Raw genomic sequence first — 22936 nt, 5'->3', positions numbered from 1 at the left:
GCCGCGGGAGGTGTCCGGCCCGCCCTCACCTCGTCAGACGTGCTGGCCGCCATTGATGTGGATTTCCGCCCCGTTCACGTAGGAGGACGCGCCCGAGCAGAGGAAAAGGATGGTCTCCGCCACCTCCTCTGCCGTGCCGAGCCGGCGCATCGGGATCTGGCGTTCCACGATGTCCTCGGTGCCCGGGGAGAGAATGGCGGTGTCGATCTCCCCCGGAGCAATGGCGTTCACCCGCACCCCGTGCGCGCCGAACTCAAAGGCCAGTTCCCGCGTCAGCGCGGCCAGCGCCGCTTTGGAGCAGGCATAGGCCGCACCCGCGAAGGGATGCACGCGCGAGCCGACGATAGAGGTGACGTTCACGATGCTGCCGCTACCCGCGCGCAACTCAGCGAACAGCCCGCGTGCGAGGGCGGCGGTGGAGAACAGGTTCACGTTGAACACCGAGGTCCAGACGGCGTGGTCGGTCTCCAGCGCGCCGAGGCGGCCGCCCTCCTCGCCCTTGGGGGAGATCCCGGCATTGTTCACCAGCGCGTGCAGCCGCCCCTCCGGCAGCCGATCCCGCACCTCGGCGATCATGGCCTCTACCTGAGCCGGGTCGGAGAGATCGGACTGGATGTGGCCCCAGCGCGCCCCGGGCCAGCGGCATTCCTCGGAGAAGGGCTGGCGGGAGACGGTGAGGATGCGCCAGCCCTCACCCTGGAACCGCTTCACCGTCGCGTGGCCGATTCCCCGGCTGGCGCCTGTCAGCAGCATGATTCGGGGGCTGGCGCTCATCTCGGACCTCGGAGGGGTTCCGTGGCCCACATGCCGCGATGCGGCATCGCGGCGCAAGCCGGCGCAACGGGCGGAGGGCGGCGGGCCGCCCGCCTCGGGCAGCCTGGGTGCGATCACGGAGATGCCCCATGTCGCAACCACGACGAGGCCTGTTCAACCTTTCCCTCTCCAACCTCGCTGCCCAGGCCTCGGAACAGGTGGCGCTGGCGGCGGCGCCTCTCATCGCCGTTCTCGCGCTCGGCGCCGGCGCGACGGAGACGGGATGGCTGCAGGCGGCGCAGGCCCTTCCCTTTCTCCTCCTCGCCCTGCCGGCCGGGGTGCTGGCGGACCGCGTTTCCCGCACCCGGCTGATGATCGGGGCGGAGGCGCTGCGGGCGGCGGCGCTGCTCGCGGTGCTCGGCCTCGCGGCAACGGGGCGGCTGAATTTGGCGGGGCTGGCGGCGCTGGGCTTCGTCGGCGCCGCGGGCACGGTGGCGCAGGCGGTCGCGGCGCCGGCGTTGCTGCCGGCCATCGTTCCGCGCGAGGGGCTGGCGGCAGGGAACCGGCTAATCGAGCTGGGGCGCAGCCTGTCCTTCACGGCCGGCCCTGCGCTGGGCGGGGCGCTGATCGGATGGGCAGGGGCCGGGCCGGCCTATGGGCTGGCGATCGGCCTGTCCCTTCTCTCGGCGGCGCTGCTGGCCGGTCTGCACGAGCCGGCGCGCGCCACCCCGCCGCGCCGGCATCCCGGGCGGGAGCTGCGGGAGGGCATGCAGTTCGTCCTCCGGCACCCGCTGTTGCGGCCCATCCTGACGACGGCGGTGCTGTTCAACACGGCCTGGTTCGTGCTGCAGGCCGGGTATGTCGTCCATGCCGTGCGCGATCTCGGCCTGTCGGCGACCGAGGTGGGAATCACGCTGGGGCTTTGCGGGGCGGGGATGGTGGCGGGGGCTTTGGCCTCACCCTGGCTGGCGCGTCGCTGGCCGCTGGGCGCGCTGATCGCGGTGGGACCCTGCGTCGCGGCACTGGCCGCGCTGCTGATGCTGGCGACGGCGGTCTGGCCCGTCCCGGTGTTGGCGGGGGCTGCGCTGTTCCTCTTTGGCGCGGGGCCGATCCTCTGGACCATCCACACCACCACGCTGCGCCAGGCGGTGACGCCAGGGGCCATGCTCGGACGGGTTTCCGCCACAGTGCTGACGGCCACCTTCGGCGCGCGGCCGCTGGGGGCCGCTACCGGCGCGCTGCTGGCGGCGCAGTATGGCGTGAAAGCCTGTCTGATCGCTTCTGCGGCCGGGTTCCTGGCCCAGATGGCAATGATCCTCGCCTCTCCGGCCGTTCGGCTGCGGGGCCTGCCGGCCATGGAGCGCGCCGCAACAAGCGCCATCGAGCCGCAAGGCGCGGCATAGGGGCGACGGCGGGCGCGAAAGGCGGCACTCTCGGTGCACCCGAGAGGAGCACCCGATGCCCAGACCCGCCCGCCGCCTTCCCTCGCCCCGCGCCATGATCGTGGCGCCGCAGCCCGAGGCGGTGGAGGCCGGCGAGGCCATCCTGCGCGCAGGCGGCAACGCGCTCGATGCCGTGCTGGCCTGCGCGTTGGCCCAGGGCGTGGTCGACCCGATGATGAGCGGCATCGGCGGCCTGGGCGTGCTCCAGCTGCTGGACCCGCGCAGCGGCACGCACGTGATTCTGGACGGCCTCTCCGCCGCGCCTCGCGCCTGCACCGATGACATGTGGGCGGACCGCTATGTCGGGGAATGTCCGGATGGCTTTGGGTACATCGTGCGGGACCACCTGAACGAGATCGGCCATCGCGCCGTGACCACGCCGGGCATCCTGCGCGTGTTCGGCATGGCGCATGCCCGCTTCGGCCGCGCGGATTGGGCGGATCTGTTCCAGCCCGCCATCGGCCTCGCCGAGGAGGGCTGGCTGGTGCGCCCCCATGTCGCGACGATGTTCCACCTGGACGAGAAGGCCTATGGCCGCCTCTCCTACGCCGCCAAGCTCGGCCTAACTGAGGACGGGCGCCGCATCTACATGGGCGAGGACGGCGCGCCGAAGCGGCTGGGCAACACCGTGCGCAACCCCGACCTTGCCGCGACCTTGCGGCTGGTCGCGCAGGAAGGCGCGGAAACCCTCTACACGGGGGAACTCGCCCGTCGCGTGGTGGCCGACATGCAGGCGCATGACGGGCTGCTCTCGGCGGAGGACCTGGCGGGCTTCATGCCGGCCTGGCGCGAGCCGCTGCGCGTGGATTACCGCGGTTACGGCATTGCCGTGCCGCCGCCACCCGCGGGCGGCGTGGTGGTCGCGGAGATCCTGCGCATCATCGAGCGCTTCGACCTCCCCGCCCTGGGCCATAACGCGCCCGAATACATCCGTGTGCTGGCCGAGGCGATGAAGACCGCCATGCGCGACAAGGACCGCCATATCGGCGATCCCGACTTCATCCCGCCCCCGCTCGCCCGCCTGCTCTCCGATGCCTATGCGGATGAGTGCGCGGCCTCGATCCGCGCGGGCGAGAAGGTGCCGCTGCCGCGCATCGGGGCGGATGCGAAGCACACCACCACCGTCTCCTGCGTGGATGCGGACGGGATGGTGGTGACGCTGACCCACACGCTCGGCCTGCCCTCCGGCGTTATTCCTCCGGGCACGGGCTTCATGCTGAACGGCGGCATGAACAACTACGACCCGCGGCCAGGCCGCGCCGGGTCCCTCGCGCCGGGCAAGCGGCGCTTCTCCACCATGTCTCCCACCATCGTCTTCGACGGGAAGACGCCGGTTGCCACCCTCGGCGCGCCGGGCGGGGCCTGGATCGCGGTGGCGATCCTGCAGGTACTGTCCAATGTGCTGGACTGGGGGATGACGATGCAAGAGGCGGTGATGGCGCCGCGCTTCTCCTCAACTTCGGACGCCATCGACATCTCAAACCGCATTCCGCGCGCGACGCAGAAGGCGCTGGAAAAGATGGGTTACGAGGTGCGCCGCAACCCCACCAGCTACCCCTTCGCTGCCGTGCACGGGATCACGATGTGGGAGGGCGCGTTGGAGGGCGGCGCGGACCCGCAGCGGGACGGACTCGCGGCCGGCATCGCGTGACGCCGGCCGGATCGGGATTTAGCGCAGCGTCTCGCGCGTGACGCTTCCGCTCGGCGCGGGCTGCATCTGCATCATGCCCGGCTGGCCCGGAGGAGCGCCCATCGGGGCGCCGCCGCCCGGGCCCTCTCCTCCACGGGTGCCGAGGCGCATCAGCGTGGCGCGGAGCGGGTCGGCCGCCGGGTTATGGGCCTGCATGTCCAGCACGATCTGCCGCGTGGAAACGGAGCGACCGTAATAGCCGGTGTTGAAGTCGTTGCGGCTGGAAAGCAGCGAACCCTCGAGCGAGATGCCGGCATACAGGCCGCGGGCACGGGCGAAGCTGACGATATCGGCCCCCACCGCCGTCGTCGTGGCGCCCGCGATGCCCGTGCCGAGGGTGGCGATCGAGGCCGAGGCATCGGCCCCCAGCTTGATCTGGCTGTCCATCACCGCGCTCAGGCCGCGGTTGGTCATGATGAACATCATGACCTGCATGTCCTGGATGCCGATCTGCAGCCCGAAGCTGGCCGAACCAATGGTGTAGAAGGCCGGTGAGGACCAGGAGCCCGCCCCGTCCCGCGCCGTCATCACGCAGTCGCCGCCCTGGCCGCCGAAGATGAAGCCTGCGCGGAAGATGCGCGGGCAGATGATGACGGCCCGTGCCTGGGCGAGGGTACGGTTGGATTCCCGTACGGCGGCCGGGTCCCCGTCGTTCAGCATGTCCTGCACGGTGAGGGTGGCGCGGTCCACCAGCGTCTGCTGCTCAGCTTGGGTCTGGGCCACGCCCGGCGCGGACATGGCCGCCACCATGCCGAGCACCCCGAGCAGCATCATCCTGTGTCGCATGAAGTTCTTCCCCCAACCCCTTGCCCCGGCGGGGAGTTTAGCGACTCGATCGTGGCGAGGCCAGGGCAGGTCCTGGCCGTTCCGGTGGCGGGGTTTCAGTCCTGCGGGGGCTCCTCGTTCACCGCGTGCACGCGCCAGTGGCCCTCATCCCGCTCCAGCCGGGTCAAGGACAGGTTCTTCACGCTGAACTGAAGGGCCTGATAGGGCGTCAGCGCGCAGGCATGGGCCAGGGCCGCCCGGATCGAGCCGCCATGGGCGATGATCACGGCATCCCCGCCTGCATTCTCGTCCGCCACCGCCTCCAGCGTCGGTCCCACCCGCGCGACCACATCCGAGAGGCTCTCGCCCCCGGGCGGCCGCTCATCGGCGCCGTGGTTCCAGAAGGGATGCGGCGGGTCGCGAAGCACGGCGGTGAAGGCCTCATGCGTCAGCCCCTGCCAGTCGCCCAGGTGCTGCTCCACGAAGTGAGGCAGGTCAGTCAGTTCGGCCTCCGGATAGCCGGCGGCGAAGATGGCCATGGCAGTGGCGCGGGTGCGGGCCAGCGGGGTGCAGTACCAGCGGGCCTCGCGCGGGATGCGGGTGCCGAGCCAGGCATGGGCCGGCCGCTCGCGCGTCAGCGTGTCCTGGCACAGCGCGACGTCCATCGAGCCATAGGCGGTGAGCCGCGCGGAGGCCTCCACGAGGGCGTGGCGGATCAGGAAGATTCGGGTCGGGTCCGGCATGGCCGCCCCATACGACACCCGGCCGTGGCGGGCGAGGGGCGCCTTGGGCGCCAGCACTGTCGCCCCCGGGCGTCGACGCCTGATGTTGCCACCCGCGCCCTCACTCCCCGATCGTCAGCAGCGCCCCGCGTTCCCGCGCTCGGCGGAACTGCCCCATGAACAGCCAGGCCATGGCCGCAAGCCAGAGCAGGTCCAGCGCGAATCCCGCACCCAGATGCCCCCAGGCGATGCGCCCCTCGAGCAGGGCCGCGCGCATCCCCTCGAAGACATGGGCGGCAGGGATGGCCAGGGCCACGGGCTGCAGCCAGCCCGGCAGCACCGAGACGGGGTAGAACACGGCCGCGAAGGGCGTCAGCCCGAACAGAACCGACCAGGCCAGCGCCTCCGCCCCGGCGCCGTGGCGAAGGATGAGGCTGGTGACGCCGAGCGCCACCGCCCATCCCATCATCATCAGCAGCGCGAAGAACAGCACCACCACAGGGCCGAGGGCGAAGAGCCCGAAGCCGTAGAGCAGCCAGGCCAGCAGCACCGCCGGCAGCACGCCGGTGAGCATTCGAATCGTGCTCATCCCCACCAGCGCCGCCACCAGCTCCCAGGGGCGCAGCGGGGAGACGAAGACATGGCCGAGGTTGCGGGACCAGATCTCCTCGAGAAAGGAGATGGCGAAGCCCATCTGGCTGCGCAGCGCCACTTCCCAGAGCAGCACGCCGCCGAGCAGGGCGCCGGCGGCAAGGCTGGCCGTGTTGCTCTGCACGCCGGCGATGTAGGCAGTGACGAAGCCCCAGACGATCATCTGGAGAACCGGCCAGTACATCAGCTCCAGCACCCGCGGCCAGGAGCGCCGGAACAGAGCAAGGTGGCGGTACATCATCCCCCAGATGCGCCGCGCCGAGGCCAGGGCCGGCCCGTGTCCCCCGCGTGTCGCCACGACCTGTCCTGCCACGCCGCCCCCCACCCTCTCCGCACGCCCAAGATAGGGTGAAGTGCCCCTCCCGCCACTGTCCGGCCGCGCGGCACACCCCATATCCAGGACCGGATGAACGGCCCCCCGCCCACCCTGCTCGACATCGCCCGGATCTACCTCGAACCCGCTGTGGAATCCCATGCGCGCGGACGGGAGATCCTGGCCCGCTTCCCGGACGCCGAGCGCATCCTCGTCGTTTCCCACTGGCGCATCCCGGAACTGCGGGAGAGTGATCCGGGCGATTACCTGCGGGCCAAGCGGGGGTCGCTGGTGCTCGGCGTGAAGAAGGGGCTGACCATCAGGCCGAACGGGCGCAGCGCGGATTTCATCGCGCCCTCCTCCTCCAATGGCTGCGCCATGGCCTGTGCCTACTGCTACGTCGCCCGGCGGAAGGGGCACTCCAATCCCATCTCCATCTTCGTCAACATCGAGGAGATCGCGGCGGCCACCGCGCGCCATGCCGCACGCCAGGGGCCGAAGATGGAGCCCAACCAGGTCGATGCGCGCGACTGGGTCTATGACCTCGGCGAGAACGGCGATCTCTCGGTCGACGCGCTCATCTCCGACAACGTCCGCGACCTCGTCGCCCTGTTCCGCGGCATCCCCAACGCCAAGGGCAGCTTCGCGACCAAATGGGTGAACCCTGGCCTGCTGGATTACGACCCGCAGCACCGCACGCGCATCCGCATGTCGCTGATGCCGGCAGGCATGGCGAAGTTGCTGGATGTCCGCACCTCCCCTGTGGCCGAGCGCATCGCGGCCATCCCCGAGCTGCATCGTGCGGGCTACGAGGTTCATCTGAACTTCTCCCCTGTCGTCCTGCGGGAGGGATGGGAGGCGGAGTGGAGCGAGTTGTTCGCGGAACTGGATAATGTCCTGCCCGCCGCCGTGAAGGAACAGCTAGCCGCCGAGATCATCATGCTCACCCACAACGAGGGGCTGCACGAGATCAACCTCGCCTGGCATCCGAAGGCGGAAGAGCTGCTCTGGCGGCCGGATATCCAGGAGGAGAAGCGGTCGGAGAGCGGCGGCGTGAACCTGCGCTACCGCACGGGGTGGAAGGGCCGCTGGCTCGGCCGCTTCCAGGATCTGCTGGCGGCGCGCATGCCCTATTGCCGGGTGCGGTATGCCTTCTGACACCGTGCTGGAAGCTCCCGCCCGCGCGCATCCGCTGTGGAAGCCGAAGCGCGTGCTGGTCACGCCCTCCGCCCTCACCTGGCCGCAGGGCGCGGCGATGGTGGAGCGCGCGGCGGCGCTGGGCAGCGAGGTGATCCGGCTGAAGGCCGATCGCCTCACCGGCCTGCCGGACAACTACAGGGACGCCAAGACCACCATGGCCGTGGTCGTCGCCTCACCTAGCCGCCGCAAGCCGCAGCCCATTCCGCCCAGCGCGGACTGGCGCTTCGACCTTGCCGAGGGCTGCCCGGCCCATTGCAGCTACTGCTATCTCGCGGGCTCGCTCGCCGGGCCGCCCATTATCCGCGCCTATGCCAACCTGCCGGAGATCCTGGCCGCGCTGCCGCCGCTGCTCGGCCAGGGGCAGGTGACGTCGCGCAACGCCGCCCGTGCCGCGGAGGGCACGACCTTCGAAGGGTCCTGCTACACCGATCCACTGGGCATCGAGCACATCACGGGCAGCCTCGCCGAGACCATCCGCTTCTTCGGTGCCTGGGAGGCAGAGGCGCAGCTGCGCTTCACCACCAAGTACGATGCGATCGGGCCGCTGCTGGACCTGCCGCACAACCGCCGCACACGCATCCGCTTCTCCGTCAACGCGCGGGGCGCCGAGCGCTTCGAGGGCGGAGCGCCGCGCGTGGCAAAGCGGCTGGCGGCGATGCGACAGGCGGCGATGGCGGGATACCGCATTGGGCTGACCGTGGCACCCATCATCCCGGTGCCGGACTGGCAGGAAGCCTATGACGAGTTGCTGGCCCATTGCGCCGAGGCGCTGAAGGACGCGCCCGATCCCGACCTGACGGTGGAGCTGATCACCCACCGCTTCACCGACGGATCGCAGAAGGTGCTGCAGGGCTGGTATCCCGGCAGCGGGCTGGAGATGGACCCCGCACAGCGCACGCGAAAGCTGACGAAGTTCGGCACGGGCAAGTACGTCTTCACCCGCGAGAGAATGAGCGACCTGCGCGCCTCACTCGAGGCCAGCGTTGCGCGCCGGCTGCCGCGGGCGCGCGTGCTGTACTGGACCTGATCGCCCTCGCCTTGCCGATGCGCGGCGCCTCTCGCATGGTGGCCGCGAACCATCGGAGGACACCATCCATGACGAGAGAGATCATCAAGTCCCCGCGCGTGACGCCGCTGCGCTCGGCCAGCTCGCACGCGGTGAAGGCGGGCGGCTTCGTCTTTGTCACCGGCACCACGCCCTTCAAGGGCGGCGAGCGCGAATCCGCCACCATCGCCAAGGGCGACCTGGCGGCGCAGGTGCATCAGGTCATGCAGAACATCCAGGCCATCCTCGAGGAGGCAGGCACCACCCTCGACCGTGCGGTGAAGATGAACGTCGCGATGACGGACCTGACCCGCTACCACGAGATGGACGCGATCTACCGGACCTATTTCACGCCGGGCAACTACCCCTCGCGCCAGACCACCGAGTCACCGCGCCTCGCGCATCCGGACTTCCTCGTCTCGATCGATTGCATCGCCGAGGTCTGACCTAATCCTGCGTCAGCCCGATCTCGGCGACGAGCTGGCCCAGCCGCTCGTTGTCGCGACGGATCTGCGCCGTCAGATCCGCGGGGCCGAGCAGGAAGGGTGAGACGCCGACCGGAAGGTGCTCCGCAAAGGCGGGGGTGGTGATCGTGTCCTCGATCTCGCGCGCCGTCCGCTCCACCACCGGCTGCGGCACGCCGCGCGGGAAGAACAGGCCGGACCAGGCATTGAGCATCGGCACCTCGGGCGCCGCCTCGGCGAAGGTGGGAACGTCGGGAAAGGCGGGATCGCGCCTCGTGCCATTGTAGGCGAGCGGCCGCAGCGCACCGGATTGCAGATGCGGCAGGGTGACGCTGACGGAATCCATCGTCACCTGCACGCGGTTCGCCAGCAGGTCCGTGTTCCCGGCGGCGCTGCTGCGGTAGGGCACGTGCTGCATCGGGAAATCCAGCGCGCGCCGTAGCGTCTCCAGGTTCAAATGCGGCACGGTGGCATTGCCGGGGGAGTAGTAGAACAGGGGGCTCGCCTCCGGCCGGGACCGGGCATAGGCGACGAGCTCCGCGAGGTTACGAACTGGCAGCGCGGCATTCACCGCGAGGAAGGCGCTGGAGACCGAGACGCCGGCGACCGGCAGCAGATCCGTGAACGGGTCGTAGCGCGCGGGCCTGGCCAGATGCGGGGCGATGGCCAGCGCCGCGACGGAGACGATGCCGAGCGTGCCGCCATCGGCCGGGGCCCGGATCAGGTTCAGCGTGCCCAGCATGCCCCCCGCGCCGGGCTGGTTGTCCACCACCAGCCGCCGTCCTGACCGCTGACCCAACGCATCCACGAAGACCCGCGCCACCTGGTCCGTGATGTTGCCGGCGCCATAGGGCACGATCAGGCGGGACGGGCCGCGATCCGCCTGCCCGGTGGCCGTGCCCGTCCGCTGGATCAGCCCGGCGGCCGTGGCCGAGAGGAGAAGGTGGCGACGCTGCATTCCGGGGCCTGACAATTCCGTTCGGGTGCCGAGCCTAGGCGCGCCCTCCCCGGAGCAACAAGCGCGCCACCCCTAACCGAGCAGCGACAGCCAGACCATCACCAACCCCACCATCGCCGCGCCCCACACCACCGAGCGCAGATACGGCACGCCCGCGGCATAGAGCGGCACATAGACCACCCGCGCCCAGAAATAGATCAGCGCGCCCCAGCCGGTCAGCTCGCCGTTCCGCCCGGCCAGATGCGCGGCCAGCACGGCGGCGGCGAAGAGAGGGAAGGTCTCCAGGAAGTTGTCCCGCGCGCGGGTCAGCCGGCCCGCCACGCCGGTGGGCGGTGGCTGCGGCTCGTCCCGCGCGCCGGCGGACCATTGCAGCCCGTTCGGGCGCTGCACCGAGGTGGCGCCGGCTGCGAGCATGATCTGAACGAGGCCGAGAAGGACGCTCCAGGCGAGCCAGCGCAGTTCGGGGGTCATGGGCAATCCTTTCCGTGTCGCTGGCACAACGCCGCTGCACGTCCTGAGTGCACCTCTTCTAAGCCGGCCCCCGCCGCGCTACATCCAGATGTCCACGTTTCGTTCCTGATCGGGCATCCCTTGGCCAAAGCCACCCACCGCTTCGTTTGCCAGTCCTGCGGCACCGTCCACCCGAAATGGCAGGGCAAGTGCGAGGGCTGCGGCGAATGGAACACCCTGGCCGAGGAGGTGGTGGAGGCCCGCGTCCCCGGCCCGGCCAAGACGGCCATTGGCGGCCGGAAGGTCGAGTTCGTTCCTCTCAAGGGCCATTCCGCCCCCCCTCCCCGCACCCGCACCGGTATGGCGGAACTGGACCGAGTGCTGGGCGGCGGCTTCGTCCCGGGCTCGGTGGTGCTGGTCGGCGGCGATCCCGGCATCGGCAAGTCCACCATCCTGCTGCAGGCCGCGGCCCGGGTGGCAGATGCCGGCAAGCGCACCCTCTACATCTCGGGCGAGGAGGCGATCGAGCAGGTGCGGCTGCGCGCCCTTCGCCTGGGCGTCGCCAATTCTCCACTCGGATTGGCCGCCGCCTCCTCACTGCGGGACATCCTGGCGAGCCTGGAACAGGAGCGGGATGTCGGGCTGGTCATCATGGACTCGATCCAGACCGTTTGGCTGGACAGCCTTGATTCAGCTCCCGGCACCGTCTCCCAGGTCCGCGCCTGCGCGGCGGAGCTCGGCCGGCTGGCCAAGGCGCGCGGCTTCGCTCTCGTGCTGGTGGGCCACGTCACGAAGGAGGGGACGCTCGCCGGCCCCCGCGTGCTCGAGCACATGGTGGACGCCACCCTCTATTTCGAAGGGGATCGCGGGCATCAGTTCCGCATCCTGCGCGCCACCAAGAACCGCTTCGGCGCCACCGACGAGATCGGCGTCTTCGAGATGACCGAACAGGGCCTGGCCGAGGTCCCCAACCCCTCCGCCCTGTTCCTGGCCGAGCGGCGCGGCAACATCTCCGGCTCCGCCGTCTTCGCGGGGCTGGAGGGGACGCGGCCGGTATTGGTGGAGATCCAGGCCCTGCTCTCCCCCGCCACGGGCGGCAGCCCCCGGCGGCAGGTGGTGGGGTGGGACTCGGGGCGGCTCTCGATGCTGCTGGCCGTGCTGGAGAGCCGCTGCCGGATGAGCCTCGGGCAGAACGACGTGTACCTAAACGTGGCGGGCGGGCTGCGGATCAACGAGCCGGCGGCGGATCTGGCCGTCGCCGCCGCCCTGGTCAGCGCCGCCACCGATCGCTCCTGCCCGCCCGACGCAGTTTTTTTCGGCGAGGTCGGCCTGTCCGGCGAGATCCGCCAGGTCGCACAGACCGAACTGCGCCTGCGGGAGGCTGCCAAGCTCGGATTTGCGGCCGCCACCCTGCCCCGGCGCGTGGCCCGCGGCGGCCGGGCGCTCTCGGCCCCGGATGGGCTGCGCCTGACGGAAACCGGGCATCTCGCCGATCTCGTGGCTCCCTTCGCGGCAGCCGGCGCAGCCAGGAAGCCCGCGAGGGACAAGGCCCCGAAGGACAGTGAGAGGGAGAAGGCCAGGCCGGAGGCGGCCGAGGCGGACTGAACCACCCCATGGGCGCGCAACATGCCTCCCCCGCAGCCGCCGGGGCGGCTTCCGGGTGACGCCGCGCCACCGCATCGCTATATCCCGCCGCAATGACCTGGGTTGATGCCGTCTTCCTCGCCGTGATCGCCGTCTCCGGCATCATCGGCTACATGCGCGGCCTCGTCCGGGAGGTCCTGGGCGTGGGCGCGTGGGTCGGCGCCATTCTCTTCGCCTTCTACATGCTGGACGGCACGCGCGGCCTGTTCATCGGGATGGTGCCCGAGAACCAGGCCTGGATGGCGGATGTCGCGGCGCTCGCGGCCGTCTTCGTCGTCACCCTCATCATTCTGAAGATCCTGATCGCCTTTCTGGCGAACGGCGTACGGAACTCCGTGCTGGGGGGCGTGGACCGGGCGCTGGGCATCGTCTTCGGCCTCGGGCGGGGTTTTGTGGTGATCCTGGTTGCCTATATCGCGGCTGGCGCCTTCGTTCCGAACACGGATCTCTGGCCCGCCCCTGTCCGCGGGGCGCGCTTCCTCCCCGTCATCGCCGATGGCGCCGCTTGGCTGAACGACCAGCTTCCCGCCGCCTACCGACCCCGCCTGCCCGACCCGCCGACCGGCCGGGCGCCCACCGCCGAGGAACTGTTGCGGCCCCCTGCGCGCAACCGGATCTGACCCCATGACCGAGATGACGACCCACCCGTTCGCTGCCGCCACCGACGACGCAGACGATGCCTTCCATGAGGAATGCGGCGTCTTCGGTGTCTGGAACTCCCCGGACGCGGCGGCCCTCACGGCGCTGGGCCTGCACGCCCTGCAGCACCGGGGGCAGGAGGCGTCCGGCATCGTCTCCCTCGGCGAGAAGGGGTTCCGCAGCCATAAGGGCCTCGGGCTCGTGGGCGACATCTTCGGCGATGCGCGAGTGATGGCCAGCCTGCCCGGCCGCGCGGCGGTGGGCCACAACCGCTACGCCACCGCCGGCGAGACGGCGCTTCGCAACGTCCAGCCGCTTTATGCGGACTTCGCCTTCGGCGGCTTCGCCGTCGCCCATAACGGCAACCTGACCAATGCACTGGCACTCCGCCGCCAGCTCGTCCGCCGCGGCTGCCTGTTCCAGTCCTCCACGGATTCCGAGGTGTTCGTCCACCTCATCGCCATCTCGCTCTACGCCACCGTGCTCGACCGGTTGATCGACGCGTTGAAGCAGGTGGACGGCGCCTACTCCCTCGTCGCGCTGCATGACGGTGCGCTGATGGGCGTGCGGGACCCGCTGGGCGTGCGCCCGCTGGTGCTCGGCCGCCTCGGACCGGACCAGAACAATGCCTGGGTGCTGGCCAGCGAGACCTGCGCGCTCGACATCGTCGGCGCCGACTTCGTGCGCGACGTGGAACCGGGCGAAATCGTCCTCATCGACGATGACGGCGTGCGCAGCGTGAAGCCCTTCGCCAACACCGCCAGCCGCTTCTGCATCTTCGAGTACATCTACTTCGCCCGGCCCGATTCCGTGGTCGAGGGCACGCCGGTCTACGAGGCGCGCAAGGGGATCGGCCGGGAGCTGGCGCTGGAAAGCGGCGTGGATGCCGATGTGGTGGTTCCGGTGCCGGATTCCGGCGTTCCCTCCGCCATGGGCTATGCCGCCGAGGCCGGTATTCCCTTCGAGCTGGGTATCATCCGCAACCACTATGTCGGCCGTACCTTCATCGAGCCGACGGACACGATCCGCCATCTCGGTGTGAAGCTGAAGCACTCGGCCAACCGGGCCGTGCTCGAGGGCAAGCGGGTGATCCTGGTGGACGATTCCATCGTTCGCGGCACCACCTCGAAGAAGATCGTCGAGATGGTCCGCCAAGCCGGCGCGGCGGAGGTGCATATGCGCATCTCCTCGCCGCCGACGACCCATTCCTGCTTCTACGGCATCGACACGCCCGAGCGGGACAAGCTGCTGGCCGCCAACCACGACGTGGAGGAGATGGCGCGCATCATCGGCGCCGACAGCCTCGCCTTCATCTCGCTGGACGGGCTGTACCGTGCTCTCGGCCGCAAGGGCCGGGACGCGAAGGACCCGGGCTACTGCGACGCCTGCTTCACCGGCGACTACGCGATCCCGCTGACCGACCTCACCGGCCATCCCGAGCGCACGCCCGCGCTGCTGGCGCTGAACGGCGTATGAGCGGGCCGCTCGCGGGGCGCGTCGCCCTCGTCACCGGGGCCTCGCGCGGCATCGGCGCGGCGACGGCCATCGAGCTCGCCCGCCTCGGCGCGCATTGCGTGCTGACGGCGCGCAGCCAGGGCGGGCTGGAGGAGACCGACGACGCCATCCGCGCGCTCGGCGGCAGCGCCACCCTCCTGCCCTTCGACCTGCAGAAGGACGCCGACAAGCTCGACCCGCTCGGCCCCTCGATCTACGAGCGCTTCGGGCGCCTGGACATCCTAGTGCATGCCGCCGGTGTGCTGGGCACTCTCACCCCCGTGGCCCACATCACGCCGAAGGATTGGGCCGAGGTGGTCGCGGTGAACATGACCGCTGCCTGGCGCCTAATCCGCACGCTGGACCCGCCGCTACGCGCGTCCGACGCCGGGCGGGCCGTGATCCTCACCACCGACCGTGCGGGCGCGCCGAAGCCCTATTGGGGCGCCTACGGGGCCAGCAAGGCGGGGCTCGAGCATCTCGTCGGCACCTGGGCCGCCGAGGTGGAGGCCACGCCGCTGCGGGTGAACCTGTACGATCCCGGCCCGGTGGCGACAGGCCTCCGTGCCAAAGCCATGCCGGGCGAGGACCCCGCCAGCATCGCCCGCCCGGCCGATGTGGCGCCCCGCATTGCCGCCCTCTGCCTGCCGGACGAGGCACGCAGCGGCGAGGTCGTGCGGGCCGCCTGACCGGCCTCACATTCGTGCGCCGGGCACGCCACGGCTGAAAACCGACCACGCCGCATCTCGCGAAGCTGCGGTGGGTCACGGCGCCACACAGTACTGCCTGCAATCACCGTATCCGCGGCAGCCATGCCGCTGGTGTCCGGAGACCCCTCGGGTCCCCGATGGGGTGCAGGTGGCTAGCCCCCTGAGTGCCGCGCGAGCCGCCCGCCGCTAACAGGAAGGCCTTAGCCCTCATCCTCCGCGAAGGGATTCTCGGTCCCCCGCAGATTCAGCCGGATCGGCACGCCCGGCATGTCGAAGGCGTCGCGGAAGGAGTTCACGAGGTAGCGCCGGTAGTCCTCCGGCATCATCTCCGCCCGCGTGCCGAACACGGCCAGGGTCGGCGGCCGCGCCTTGGGCATGGTGACGTAGCGCAGCTTCAGCCGCTTGCCCGCGACGAGAGGCGGCGCGTGGCGCTCCAGCGCCTTCTCGAACCAGCGGTTCAGCGCACCGGTGGGAATGCGGCGGTTCCAGGTCTCATAGGCCTCGCGCACGGTGGGCATCAGCTTCTCCACCCCTTGACCCGTGGCGGCCGAGAGCGGGACGACGAGGATGCCCTTCAGCTGAGCGAGGGAGGCGAGCAGCACGTCCTCCACCTTGCGACGGGCGGCGTTGCGGTCCTCCACCGCGTCCCACTTGTTGAAGGCGAGGACGATGGCGCGGCCCTCGCGCTCCGCTAGGCGGGCGATGCGCAGGTCCTGCTCGTCCATGCCCTGCACGGCATCCACCACCAGCACCGCGATCTCGCATTCCTTCAGCGCCGCGATCGTGGCGGCTGTGGACATCTGCTCGAGCGCCTGGGTGATCTTGGCGCGGCGGCGCAGGCCGGCCGTGTCCACCAGCCGCACGGGCCGGCCCGTCTCGTCCGTCCACTGCACGGCCACCGAATCGCGGGTCAGACCGGGCTCAGGGCCGGTGATCATCCGCTCCTCGCCCAGCAGGGCGTTCAGCAGGGTGGACTTGCCGGCATTCGGGCGGCCGACAATGGCCAGGCGCAGCGGGCGCTTGTCGTCCGCGACCTCCTCGCCCTCTTCCGGAGGCTCGGGGGGCAGCGCGTCGCGAATCTCGTCATGCAGCTCGCCCATGCCGTCGCCGTGCTCACCCGAGACGAGAAGGGGGGCGCCCAGGCCGAGTTCATAGGCCTCCAGCGCGCGGGCGGAGCCCTCCCGGCCCTCGGCCTTGTTCGCCAGCAGCAGCACGGGCTTGCTCTGCCGGCGCAGCCACTGAGCGAAGGCGCGGTCGGAAGCGGTCAGCCCGGTGCGGACATCCACCACGAACAGGATGAGGTCGGCGGTGCGCAGCGCGGCCTCGGAGCTGGCGCGCATGCGGCCGGGGATGGTGTCGGGCGACGCCTCCTCGAGGCCGGCGGTGTCCACCAGCAGAACGTCGCGCCCGGCGATGCGGGCGACGGTTTCCTTGCGGTCGCGGGTCACGCCGGGCGTGTCGTCCACGATGGCGATACGGCGCCCGGCCAGGCGGTTGAAGAGGGTGGACTTGCCCACATTGGGGCGGCCCATCACGGCGATACGGGGAAGCATGGGGGGCAAGAGCACCCCCCGTGCCGCCGGGTCAAGTGAATCGGTGGCGGGCGGCGTGGCGGGGCGGCCCGCCGCGCCGGCTCAGGCGCCGCGCAGCGCCACCAGCGTGCCGTCGTCGGTGACGAGATAGACTGTCCCGGCCACCGCGATCGCGGGCAGGGTGACGCCGCCCGGCAGGCGGATGCGGGAGGCGATCCCGCCCTCGGCCGGATCGACTAGCACGGCCTCCCCGAGCGAGGAGGGCACCATGATCCGCCCGCCCACGACGAGAGGGCCGCCGAAGCTGACGGGGTTGCGCCGGCGGTCGCGCGCGGAGCGCTCGTCCAGCGCGGTGAGCCAGCGCACCCGGCCATCGGCACGGCCCATGGCGACGAGCTGGTTCTCGGGCGTGACCGCGAAAATCCAATCCCCTGCCACGGCCGGGGAGCGGGCGCTGCCTACATCGCGCTCCCACAGCCGGCGGCCGGAGCGGAGATCGACCATCAGCGCGGTGCCGGCCTGGCCGACCGCGACCACGCGGCCTTCGGTGATCACCGGCAGCCCGGCGACGCCCGCGAGCTCGGCCAAGCCGCCGCGGCGGGCCGCCTGGCCACCGGAGGAGAGGCTCTCGGTCCAGACCACCCGGCCATCGGTCACGCGGAGGGCGGCCAGCTCGCCCGAGGGGAAACCGGCCACCACCGTCTCGCCCTCGATGGCCGGGGCGGGCAGGCCCAGCGGCACGGCCGAGACCGGACTGCCGCGATAGATCCAGAGGCGACGCCCGTCCTCGGTGGACAGTGCGAGGAGCTGGTTCTCGACGGTGGGGACGAAGATGCGCCCGGCGGAGACGGTTATGCCGCCCCGCGTGGGCGCCGGGACGGAGGCGCGCCAGCGGATCTCGCCCGTGCCGGGGTCCATTGCCAGCACCTCGGCCATGCCGGTGGCGGCATAGAGAACGCCGTCCGCGAAGGCGAGGCCGGCGCCGATCGCGCCCACATCGTCCTTCTCCGGCGTCGTTTCGCGGGTCCAGCGGCGGCCGCCGGTATTGGCATCGAAGGCCGAGACGGTGCCGAAGGCATCGGTGGTGAAAACGGTGCCGTTCGCCAGGATCGGGCCCGCGGTGATGCGGCGGCGATAGGAGGAGCCGGTGCCGATGCTCGCACGCCAGGCCTCGCGCAGCCCCTCGCCGGCCGAAGCATGGCCGGGATCATGGGCCAGGTTGCCGCCGGCCTGCGGCCAGTCGGCCAGGGCGGTGGGCGCGGGCAGGGTGACGGGGCGGCCGGCGAGGGCGGGGTCGATCTCCACCCGGCGATCGGCCTGAATCACCGGCAGGCGCTCGCCCGGCAGGGGCGTCTTGCTCTCGCCGAAGATGCCGTCGATCGTCTCGCAACCGGCCAGGGCCAGGGCGGCGCCACCCAGAAGAAGGGCACGGCGGCGGGAGGGATTCGTCATCGCGTCGCGGGTCCTCTCAAGCATTCGGAAGCTGCGCGAGCACGCGGGTGGCGCGGTCTCGAAGAGCCTGGGGCGCGGCCTGGTCGGCGATCAACCCCTCCAGCGTCCGCCGCGCCTCGGCGGTGTTGCCCTGGCGAATGGCCACCAGCGCCTGCAGCTCACGGGCGGAGGCCCGCCAGGGGCTGCCCTCGCCGGCCAGGGGCGCGATGCGGCCGGCCAGCGCCGCCGGGTCCTGGCTGTCCAGCCCGTGCAGCACCCAGTTGAGGGTGGCCAGCTCGCGGTAGAGCGGATCGGCCGCGCGGTCATTCGCCACGGCATCCCATTCGGCCAGCGCGCCGGGCAGGTCGCCCGTTTCGGACTTCAGGGCGGCGGCGCGGAGGCGGGCGAGGATGCGGTAGCCATCCGGGGCGCGGCTGGCGATGTCGTCGAACCGCGCGGCGGAGGCCTTGAGGTCGGCGCCCTGCAGCTCGGTCTCGCGATGGACCACCAGGAAGGCATTGGCGGCCGATTCGGCCTCGCGGGTCTCGTACCAGCGCCAGCCCTGCCAGCCGGCGACGCCGAGGATTGCGATGAGCGCGAGCGCGGCCAGGGCCCCGCCATAACGCATCCCGAGCTGCCGGGCGCGCTCGGCGCGCAGATCCTCCTGCACCTCGTCGAAGATATCGGGCAAGCGGGTTCCTTCCCCCCTGGGCCGCCGGGATGGGCAATAAGGGCGGGGGTATAGCGGGACCGTCACGGGGCGTTAAGCCCGGGGCGCGTTTGATGAGGGGATGCGCCGCCATGCCCTCCTCGTCCCGTTCCTCCTGGCGCTCGCAGGCTGTGAGGCGGCGGGGCCGCTGGTGGCCGTGAACGGGGTGTCGCTGATGCTTACGGGGCGGGCGGTGCCCGACCTCGTCTATTCCGGGGTGACGGGGCGGGACTGCTCGATCGCCTATCTGGATGGCGGGGAACGCTACTGCCGGGCGGTGCCCGAGCCGGTGGAGCAGCCCTACTGCACCCGCAGCCTGGGCCGGGTGGATTGCTGGACAGGGCCGGTTCCGGGCAACCCGCCGCCGCGGGATGTCGGGCAGTACCGCCCTGGTACGCCGGTACCGCCCTGGCCGGAGCGGCTGCTCTAGGGGTCAGGCCTCAAGGATGCAGAGAGGCACCCTTGGTCGCCTTGTCCACGTCCTTCTTCGGGCCGCGCAGGACCAGGCCCACCAGATCGGGCGCCTCGGCATTCTCCGCCCGGAACGCCTCCCGGTTCGCCGCGTCATGCCCGGTGGAGAACATGGCGCGGACATAGGCGGCCCGGGTCAGGCCGCGCTCGATCCCCATTCGCCAGGCACGCTGCAAGGTTTCCGGCCCGGCGGCGAAGACCAGCATGGGCTGGCCAAGCAGCCGGGCATGGAGGCGGCCCGCCGCGTCCTCATAGGGCTCGCCCATCGCCTCGGGTGCCGCGCCCGCGATACCGGTAGCCAGGAAGGCCGTCACGTTCAGCTTCTGCCAGACCGCCAGGTCATCCAGCACCAGGATGGCCACCTTCGTATCGAACACCATGATCCCGCCCCACTCGCCGCGTCGTCCGGCGGGCATCTCAGGCGCGGGCGGCGGCCCGGTCTGGAACATCCGTGCACAGCGCGCGGTAGGCGGCCGGCGCCAGCCCATAGGCCCGGCGGAAGCGGCGGCCGAGATGGCTCTGGTCCGCGAAGCCGCATTCCACCGCCACCGCTGCCGGACGTTCCCCGGCCGCCAGCAGGGTGCGGGCGCGCAGCAGGCGGATCTGCACGAGATAGGCGTGCGGGGAAGTGCCGTAGGCTGCTCGGAAGGCGCGGGCGAGCTGGAACCGGTCCGCCGCGCCCGCCGCACGGGCGAGGGCGTCGGCGCCGGGATCGGCCGCCATGTCGTCGTGCAGCCGCTCCCGCGCCCGCCTTGCCACACGGGCATCGCCCCGGGCCGGTATGGCGCGCCTCGGTCGCCCGAGATGCGGGCGCAGCCGATCCAGCACCGTGTCCAGCGCCGCATCCCACGCCAGCCGCTCTGTCGGGCGGGCCAGGGCGATGCAGGCGGCACGGATGGCCGCGCCGAGCGGCGGGTCGTCGCAGAGGCTGGCTGCGAAGCCCGGATCGCTCGTCGCGCCACCCAGCCCGGCCCGCAGCCACGGGCGCGGCAGATAGAGCATGTGATAGGCGAAGCCGCCCTCGGCGCCGGCCTGCCCGTCATGCGCCTCCTGCGGCTCGATCAGGATCACCCGGCCGGCGGTGCTGCGCCGGCGAGCGCCGCGGCAGAGGAAGTCCTGCACGCCACGGTCCGTAACGCCGACAAGCCACTCGTCATGCCGGTGCAGGTCGTAGGCATGAGCGGCGAAGCGGGCTCGGATCGCCTCGACGCCGCTCGCGCCGTCATGCACCAGGCGCACCTCGTCGGGCGGGGCCGGCAAGGTGGGGGACCCTACCCCGCCCGCGTGCCGTCGAAGCGCACGGGCTCGCCGGCGGGCGCGCCGAGCACCTCGTCCTCCCGCATCACGGCCTGGCCGCGGATCACGGTCATCACGGGCCATCCTTGGCAGGTGGCGCCGATGAAGGGGCTCCAGCCGCAGGGGGAGACGAGCCAGTCGGCCTCGATGGTGCGGGACTTGCCCATATCCACCAGGGTGAAGTCGGCATCGTAGCCGGCGGCGATCCGGCCCTTGGCAATCGCGCCATAGACCCGCGCTGGCCCCGCCGCCATCAGCTCCGCCAGGCGGGAGAGCGACAGGCGCCCGGCCGAGACGTGGTTCAGCATCAGCGGCACGATGGTCTGCACGCCGGTGAGGCCGGCAGCGGTGGCGGGCCAGGGGCGTTCCTTGGCCTCCTTGGAATGCGGCGCATGGTCGCTGCCCACCGTGTCCACCGTGCCATCCGCCACCGCAGCCCAGGCGGCGTCGTAGTGGCGCTTGTCGCGGATGGGCGGGTTCATCACCGCATAGCCGCCGAGCGCGTCATAGGCATCCGGCGCCCATTGGGTGAGGTGGTTCAGCAGCACCTCTACCGTGCCGACATCGCGGAACTCCTTCATGTATTCCAGCTCCTCCGCGGTGGAGACGTGGAGGATGTGGGCGGGGCGGTTCGTCTTGCGGGCGAGCGCCATCAGGCGGCGCGTGCCCAGGAAGGCGGCCTCCACGTCGCGCCATTCCGCGTGCAGCTTGTGCGGCCCACCGGCCGCGAACATCGGCTTCCGCCCCTGCAGCCGGTACTCGTCCTCGGAGTGGTAGGCGATGCGGCGGGTGCCGCCGCGCATCACGCGCTCCAGCGTCTCGTCATCCTCGATCATCAGGTCGCCGGTCGAAGATCCCGCGAAGACCTTGATGGCGCAGACATTCGGCTCGCGCTCCAGCGTGCCCAGCTCCGCCACGTTGCTGCGGGCACCCCCGACATACATGCCGACATCGCAGTAGGCAGTCTCGTGGATGTGGCCGCGCTTCCAATCCAGCTTCTCCGCCGAGGTGATGGAGGGCTGGGTGTTGGGCATGTCGAACACCGCCGTCAGGCCGCCGAGCACCGCGCCCTTGGTGCCGGTGGCCATGGTCTCGACATTCGGGGCGCCGGGGTCGCGCAGATGCACATGCGGGTCGATCAGCCCGGGCAGCACATGCAGGCCGGCGCAGCCGATCACCTCGGCCGCTTCGGCCGTGCGCAGGTCGCCAATGGTGGCGATGCGGCCATTGCGGACGGCCACGTCCGCCGCCCTCTCGCCCCAGGGCAGCACGAGCGTGCCGCCGCGCAGGATCAGGTCGTAGCTCGCCATGTCGTCGCCCTAGGTCTCGATGGAGGCCGCGGTGATAACCCAGGCGGCGAGGGTGCGGGAGGGGCCCGGCTGGACCTCCCCTCCCCCATCGCTATCCTGCTGCGGCGCACTCCCCTGCGAATTCCTGGAAAGGAGGCCCCGGCATGCCGTCCGACCTCGCGCGGCTGCCGGCACCGGCACAGTGGCTCCTGCTCGCCGGCTTCGCGGTCCTGTTCACGGCGGTGTTCCGGCTGCTGGGCATCCCCGCCTCTCAGCTTCTCGGCCCGATGGCGGCCAGCGTCCTGCTCAGCCTCGGCGGGCTGGCGGTGCGGCTGCCGCGCGGGATCTACGTCGTGGCCCAGGCGCTGGTGGGCTGCCTGATTGCCACCGTGGTGACGCCGGGGATCCTGCACACCTTCCTCGACGACTGGCCTCTCATCCTCGGCGCCGTCCTCTCCACCCTGGCGGCCAGCAACCTGCTGGGCTGGCTGATGAGCCGGATGGGGGTGCTGCCCGGCACCACGGCCATCTGGGGCACCGCGCCCGGCGGCGCCTCGGCCATGGTGGTCATGGCCGAGGACTTCGGGGCGGATGCCCGGATCGTGGCGCTGATGCAGTACCTCCGCGTGGTACTCGTGGCGGGAGCGGCGGCGCTGGTCTCGCATTTCATGGCGCCCGCCGCGCCAGTCCTTCCCGCGCCCTGGTTCCCGCCCCTCCAGCCCCTGGCCTTCGCCTCTGCCGTGGCCCTGGCCGCCGCCGGTGCCTGGCTGGGGCGGCGCCTGCGGATCCCGGCCGGGGCGATGCTGGTGCCGATGGTCCTGGGCGCCACGCTGCACTCGGCCGGGCTGATCGAGCTGCAACTGCCGCCAACCTTGATGGCGCTTGTCTATGGCGCGATCGGCTGCAGCATCGGGCTCGGCTTCACGCGGCAGGTGCTGGCCCGCGCCGCCTCGGCCCTGCCGGTGATCCTTGTCTCCATCTTCGTGCTGATGGGGCTGTGCGGGCTGATGTCGTTGGGGCTGGTCTGGCTTCTCGGGCTCGATCCGCTGACGGCCTATCTCGCAATGAGCCCGGGGGGCATGGATTCCGTGGCGGTGATTGGCGCCGCGAGCCAGGCGGACATGTCCTTCGTCATGGCCCTGCAGACGATGCGGCTGGTGGCCGTGGTGCTGCTCGGGCCGCCTCTCGCCCGGGCGCTGGCGCGGACGTTGCGACCCGCTGCCCCGGAGACCAAGCCGGAGTAAGACGCCGCTTGCGCACATAAGAGA

23 protein-coding genes are annotated in these 22936 nt (G+C 71.2%); 11 read left to right on the top strand and 12 right to left on the bottom strand.

Annotated elements, in window-relative coordinates; translation table 11 throughout:
* Positions 1-33: 33 nt before the first annotated feature.
* Positions 34-774, bottom strand: coding sequence for an SDR family NAD(P)-dependent oxidoreductase (locus ACVBD7_RS01020; RefSeq protein WP_458095664.1), 741 nt, complete (start codon positions 772-774; stop codon positions 34-36).
* A 128-nt stretch (positions 775-902) separates the two neighbouring features.
* Here ACVBD7_RS01020 and ACVBD7_RS01015 point away from each other — a divergent pair, with 128 nt between their 5' ends.
* Both ACVBD7_RS01015 and ggt read left to right on the top strand, forming a co-directional pair.
* Positions 903-2156 carry an MFS transporter gene (locus ACVBD7_RS01015; RefSeq protein WP_458095663.1) on the top strand — a complete coding sequence of 418 codons (1254 nt, stop codon included), beginning with the start codon at positions 903-905 and terminating at the stop codon, positions 2154-2156.
* Between the two features lie 55 nt (positions 2157-2211).
* Complete coding sequence (gene ggt / locus ACVBD7_RS01010; protein WP_458095662.1) at positions 2212-3846, top strand: gamma-glutamyltransferase; 1635 nt, start codon at positions 2212-2214, stop codon at positions 3844-3846.
* Between the two features lie 18 nt (positions 3847-3864).
* Here the strand turns inward: ggt and ACVBD7_RS01005 are convergent, their stop codons facing one another.
* The 3 genes from ACVBD7_RS01005 to ACVBD7_RS00995 all read right to left on the bottom strand — a co-directional run bounded on the left by ACVBD7_RS01005 (position 3865) and on the right by ACVBD7_RS00995 (position 6336).
* Positions 3865-4671: a lipid-binding SYLF domain-containing protein gene (locus ACVBD7_RS01005; protein ID WP_458095661.1), complete on the bottom strand. Its 807-nt coding sequence runs from the start codon at positions 4669-4671 to the stop codon at positions 3865-3867.
* Between the two features lie 95 nt (positions 4672-4766).
* Positions 4767-5393: a histidine phosphatase family protein gene (locus ACVBD7_RS01000; RefSeq protein ID WP_458095660.1), complete on the bottom strand. Its 627-nt coding sequence runs from the start codon at positions 5391-5393 to the stop codon at positions 4767-4769.
* Positions 5394-5493: 100 nt separating this feature from the next.
* Positions 5494-6336: an ABC transporter permease gene (locus tag ACVBD7_RS00995; RefSeq protein WP_458095659.1), complete on the bottom strand. Its 843-nt coding sequence runs from the start codon at positions 6334-6336 to the stop codon at positions 5494-5496.
* A 93-nt stretch (positions 6337-6429) separates the two neighbouring features.
* Between ACVBD7_RS00995 and ACVBD7_RS00990 the strand changes: the two genes are divergently transcribed.
* The 3 genes from ACVBD7_RS00990 to ACVBD7_RS00980 all read left to right on the top strand — a co-directional run bounded on the left by ACVBD7_RS00990 (position 6430) and on the right by ACVBD7_RS00980 (position 9027).
* Positions 6430-7494: a spore photoproduct lyase family protein gene (locus ACVBD7_RS00990; RefSeq protein WP_458095658.1), complete on the top strand. Its 1065-nt coding sequence runs from the start codon at positions 6430-6432 to the stop codon at positions 7492-7494.
* On the top strand, positions 7484-8563 hold the full coding sequence (locus tag ACVBD7_RS00985; protein ID WP_458095657.1) for a spore photoproduct lyase family protein: 1080 nt from the start codon (positions 7484-7486) through the stop codon (positions 8561-8563). Before ACVBD7_RS00990 ends, ACVBD7_RS00985 begins: the two co-directional genes overlap by 11 nt.
* A 68-nt stretch (positions 8564-8631) precedes the next feature.
* Entirely contained in the window at positions 8632-9027 is a 396-nt protein-coding gene (locus ACVBD7_RS00980; RefSeq protein ID WP_458095656.1) for a RidA family protein, read from the top strand.
* Position 9028: 1 nt separating this feature from the next.
* Here the strand turns inward: ACVBD7_RS00980 and ACVBD7_RS00975 are convergent, their stop codons facing one another.
* Both ACVBD7_RS00975 and ACVBD7_RS00970 read right to left on the bottom strand, forming a co-directional pair.
* Positions 9029-10003 (bottom strand): Bug family tripartite tricarboxylate transporter substrate binding protein, encoded by a 975-nt coding sequence (locus ACVBD7_RS00975; protein WP_458095655.1) that lies wholly within the window; start codon positions 10001-10003, stop codon positions 9029-9031.
* Between the two features lie 72 nt (positions 10004-10075).
* A complete protein-coding gene (locus ACVBD7_RS00970; protein WP_458095654.1) occupies positions 10076-10474 on the bottom strand; it encodes an MAPEG family protein in 399 nt (132 codons plus the stop codon).
* Between the two features lie 120 nt (positions 10475-10594).
* On the opposite strand from ACVBD7_RS00970, the gene radA reads away from it, so the two are divergent.
* The 4 genes from radA to ACVBD7_RS00950 all read left to right on the top strand — a co-directional run bounded on the left by radA (position 10595) and on the right by ACVBD7_RS00950 (position 14919).
* Positions 10595-12058, top strand: coding sequence for a DNA repair protein RadA (radA, locus tag ACVBD7_RS00965; protein ID WP_458095653.1), 1464 nt, complete (start codon positions 10595-10597; stop codon positions 12056-12058).
* Between the two features lie 92 nt (positions 12059-12150).
* Positions 12151-12717: a CvpA family protein gene (locus ACVBD7_RS00960; protein ID WP_458095652.1), complete on the top strand. Its 567-nt coding sequence runs from the start codon at positions 12151-12153 to the stop codon at positions 12715-12717.
* Positions 12718-12721: 4 nt separating this feature from the next.
* The gene (gene purF, locus ACVBD7_RS00955) at positions 12722-14212 is read left to right on the top strand and encodes an amidophosphoribosyltransferase (RefSeq protein ID WP_458095651.1); all 1491 of its coding nucleotides are present in this window, start codon (positions 12722-12724) and stop codon (positions 14210-14212) included.
* Positions 14209-14919 carry an SDR family NAD(P)-dependent oxidoreductase gene (locus ACVBD7_RS00950; protein ID WP_458095650.1) on the top strand — a complete coding sequence of 237 codons (711 nt, stop codon included), beginning with the start codon at positions 14209-14211 and terminating at the stop codon, positions 14917-14919. The genes purF and ACVBD7_RS00950 overlap by 4 nt, the downstream gene beginning before the upstream one ends.
* A gap of 221 nt (positions 14920-15140) precedes the next feature.
* On the opposite strand, the gene der is transcribed toward ACVBD7_RS00950, so the two are convergent.
* The 3 genes from der to ACVBD7_RS00935 form a co-directional block, all read right to left on the bottom strand.
* A complete protein-coding gene (der, locus tag ACVBD7_RS00945) occupies positions 15141-16493 on the bottom strand; it encodes a ribosome biogenesis GTPase Der (protein ID WP_458095649.1) in 1353 nt (450 codons plus the stop codon).
* An 81-nt stretch (positions 16494-16574) separates the two neighbouring features.
* Complete coding sequence (locus ACVBD7_RS00940; RefSeq protein WP_458095648.1) at positions 16575-17924, bottom strand: outer membrane protein assembly factor BamB family protein; 1350 nt, start codon at positions 17922-17924, stop codon at positions 16575-16577.
* A gap of 16 nt (positions 17925-17940) precedes the next feature.
* Complete coding sequence (locus ACVBD7_RS00935) at positions 17941-18594, bottom strand: tetratricopeptide repeat protein (protein WP_458095647.1); 654 nt, start codon at positions 18592-18594, stop codon at positions 17941-17943.
* Between the two features lie 100 nt (positions 18595-18694).
* Here ACVBD7_RS00935 and ACVBD7_RS00930 point away from each other — a divergent pair, with 100 nt between their 5' ends.
* Positions 18695-19042, top strand: coding sequence for a hypothetical protein (locus tag ACVBD7_RS00930; protein ID WP_458095646.1), 348 nt, complete (start codon positions 18695-18697; stop codon positions 19040-19042).
* Between the two features lie 10 nt (positions 19043-19052).
* Here ACVBD7_RS00930 and ACVBD7_RS00925 read toward each other — a convergent pair whose 3' ends face one another.
* From ACVBD7_RS00925 to ACVBD7_RS00915, 3 genes are read right to left on the bottom strand one after another with little or no spacing between them, the layout of a single operon-like run.
* Positions 19053-19463, bottom strand: coding sequence for a DUF2000 family protein (locus ACVBD7_RS00925; RefSeq protein WP_458095645.1), 411 nt, complete (start codon positions 19461-19463; stop codon positions 19053-19055).
* A 37-nt stretch (positions 19464-19500) separates the two neighbouring features.
* Entirely contained in the window at positions 19501-20343 is an 843-nt protein-coding gene (locus tag ACVBD7_RS00920; protein WP_458095644.1) for an AraC family transcriptional regulator, read from the bottom strand.
* Between the two features lie 11 nt (positions 20344-20354).
* Positions 20355-21689, bottom strand: coding sequence for a dihydroorotase (locus ACVBD7_RS00915; RefSeq protein ID WP_458095643.1), 1335 nt, complete (start codon positions 21687-21689; stop codon positions 20355-20357).
* Between the two features lie 143 nt (positions 21690-21832).
* Between ACVBD7_RS00915 and ACVBD7_RS00910 the strand changes: the two genes are divergently transcribed.
* A complete protein-coding gene (locus ACVBD7_RS00910) occupies positions 21833-22912 on the top strand; it encodes an AbrB family transcriptional regulator (protein ID WP_458095642.1) in 1080 nt (359 codons plus the stop codon).
* Positions 22913-22936 lie beyond the last annotated feature (24 nt).

The organism is Roseomonas sp. WA12, assembly GCF_054165765.1.
This window is presented reverse-complemented; position numbering and strand designations above follow the sequence as displayed.